This is a genomic window from Ramlibacter sp. (genome assembly GCF_035706265.1).
Lineage (GTDB): Bacteria > Pseudomonadota > Gammaproteobacteria > Burkholderiales > Burkholderiaceae_C > Ramlibacter.
This window is the reverse complement of sequence record NZ_DASSVG010000379.1, coordinates 1-2,452: the sequence shown is the minus strand read 5'-3', so window position 1 is coordinate 2,452 and position 2,452 is coordinate 1. Positions and strand designations below refer to the sequence as shown.

2 protein-coding genes are annotated in these 2,452 nt (G+C 67.3%); both read left to right on the top strand.

Features of this window, described 5'->3' with window-relative positions; genetic code table 11:
- A partial coding sequence (locus tag VFM98_RS13745; RefSeq protein ID WP_325110481.1) for an OPT family oligopeptide transporter occupies positions 1-1,173 on the top strand: 1,173 nt, incomplete at its 5' end.
- 83 nt (positions 1,174-1,256) lie between these two features.
- Entirely contained in the window at positions 1,257-2,147 is an 891-nt protein-coding gene (locus tag VFM98_RS13740; RefSeq protein ID WP_325110480.1) for an EamA family transporter, read from the top strand.
- Positions 2,148-2,452: the final 305 nt, after the last annotated feature.

The window sequence follows — 2,452 nt, the reverse complement described above, 5'->3', positions numbered from 1 at the left end:
CGCTACCTCGGCGTGGGCGCCATGCTGGTCGGCGGCCTGTGGGCCTTGATCACGCTGCGGCAGTCGATCGTCTCGGGCGTGAAGAGCGGTCTCGCCGCGGCGCGCGCCGGCAGCGACGCGCTGATCGCGCACACCGACCGGGACCTGCCGATGAAGGCGGTGCTCATGGGCACGCTGCTGTTCACGATCCCGCTGGCGCTGCTGTACTGGTACATCCTGAGCAGCAGCGGCCTGTCGTTCGGCGGCAGCGTCGGTGTCGCGCTCGCGATGTCGGTGATCATGATCGCGGCCGGCTTCCTGTTCTGCTCGGTGTCGGCGTACATGGCGGGCCTGGTGGGTTCGTCCAACAACCCGGTCTCGGGCATCACGATCGCCACCATCCTGTTCGCCGCGCTGGTGCTGCTGGGCTTTCTCGGCAAGACCTCGGCCATCGGCCCGGTGGCCGCGGTGATGATCGGCGCGGTGGTGTGCTGCGCGGCCTGTATCGCCGGTGACAACCTGCAGGACCTCAAGGCGGGCTACCTGGTCGGCGCCACGCCGTGGCGCCAGCAGGTGATGCTGGCCATCGGCTCGATCTCCTGCGCGATGGTCATGGCGCCGACGCTGAACCTGCTGGCCAAGGCCTACGGCATCGGCGTGCAGACGCCGGAGCATCCGAATCCGCTCGAAGCCGCGCAGGCGAACCTGATGGCATCGGTGGCCAAGGGCCTGTTCGGCGGTCACCTGCCCTGGACCATGATCGGCATCGGCGCGCTGATCGGCGTCGCGATCATCACTCTCGACCTGATCCTGAAGGCGAAGAACGCGCCGTTCCGCGTGCCGGTGCTGGCTGCGGCGATCGGCATCTACCTGCCGCTCGAGACCATGGTGCCGATCTTCCTGGGCGGCCTGCTGAACTACATCGTGACGCGTGGCTTCGGCCGCGGCCTGAGCGAGGAGCAGGTCGAGAAGCGCAATCGCACCGGCATGCTGTTCGCCGCGGGACTGATCACCGGCGAGGCTTTGATGGGCATCCTGATGGCGATCCCGATCGTCGTCACGGAACGCGGCGATGCGCTGGCGTTGCCGGCCGGCATGCAGCTCGGCGGCGCGATGGGCGACATCGTCGGCCTGGTGTTCCTCGCGGCGATCGGCTGGTGGCTGTACACGGTCGGCAGCCGCAGGACTGACTGAACGTGAGTTGAGCAACGTGCGAGCGGGCGGGAGAAGCGGCAGGTAGCATGCACGCCTGAGCCGCTTCCCCCGCTGACTCGCCCATGCCTGATTCTTCGCACCGCGCGAAGCTGATCGTCTGCTTCGCCACCGTCTACCTTGTCTGGGGTTCCACCTACATGGTGGCCAGCATCGGCGTGCACGCGCTGCCGCCGCTGTTGTTCGGCGGCATCCGCTTCACGTGCGCCGGCGTCCTGCTCGGCCTGACCACACTGGCGCTCGGCAACCGCGTGAGGCTCGACGCCACCGAGTGGCGGCACCTGTTGGTGGTCGCCGTCGGCAGCGTGTTCGTCGCCAACGGCGCCACCAACATCGCCATGCAGCACGTGGCCTCGAACCAGACCGCGATCCTGAATGCCTCGGCGGCGCTGTGGATCGCGCTGCTCGCGACGCGCGGCCGGCGCGCGCACGCGCTCGACCGGCGCACGTTGCTGGGCCTCGTCGTCGGCTTCGCGGGTACGGTGCTGATCATCTGGCCGCACAGCGGACTGGCGCCCGGCCACTTCGGCTACCAGCTGCTGATCCTGCTGGCGGTGTTCAGCTGGTCGGCGGCCACCGTGTACATCCGCAACGCACATTCGAAGCTCGACGTGCTGACGTTCACGGCGCTGCAGATGTCGATGGGCGGGCTGATGCTGGTGGGCGCCGGTGTCGTCAGCGGCGAGACGGCCGAGTGGCACTGGTCGGTGCCCGGGCTCACGGCGATGGCCTATCTCACCATCATGAGTTCGTGCCTGGCGTACACCGCGTTCGCATGGCTCGCGAAGAACACCACGCCCGCGATGGTCGGCACGTATTCATACGTGAACCCGGCGATCGCCGCGGTGCTCGGCTGGTGGTTCCTCGGCGAGCACCTGGGCGCGAACCAGATCATCGGCATGGCAGTGATGCTGGCCGGCGTGGCGCTGGTGAGCTGGCCAAGAGGTGCCGGGTGAGGAAAGTGGGGATTAGAGAGTGGGGAAAATGGGGACATTCTCCATTTCCCCGCTGCGCGGGCAAAAGGGGACGTACCTGAAGCAGGTGCGTCCCCTTTTGCTGGGAAATGGAGAATGTCCCCATTTCCCGCCGCGCCCTTACCCGAAGATCTGGTGCGCGATCCTCGCCACCTCTTCTCCGATCGGGAACCACCAGTCGCTGCGCCCGATGACGAGTCGTAACGGCCAGGACGCGACGATCACCAGGCCACCGATCAGGTACGCGGAATGCACGACCCGGTATTTGCGCCAGTCATGCACGAGAC

Bases quoted from the DNA above. Each gene is read 5' to 3' on its own strand.
- VFM98_RS13740 (WP_325110480.1), top strand. From the start codon at position 1,257: ATGCCTGATTCTTCGCACCGCGCGAAGCTGATCGTCTGCTTCGCCACC.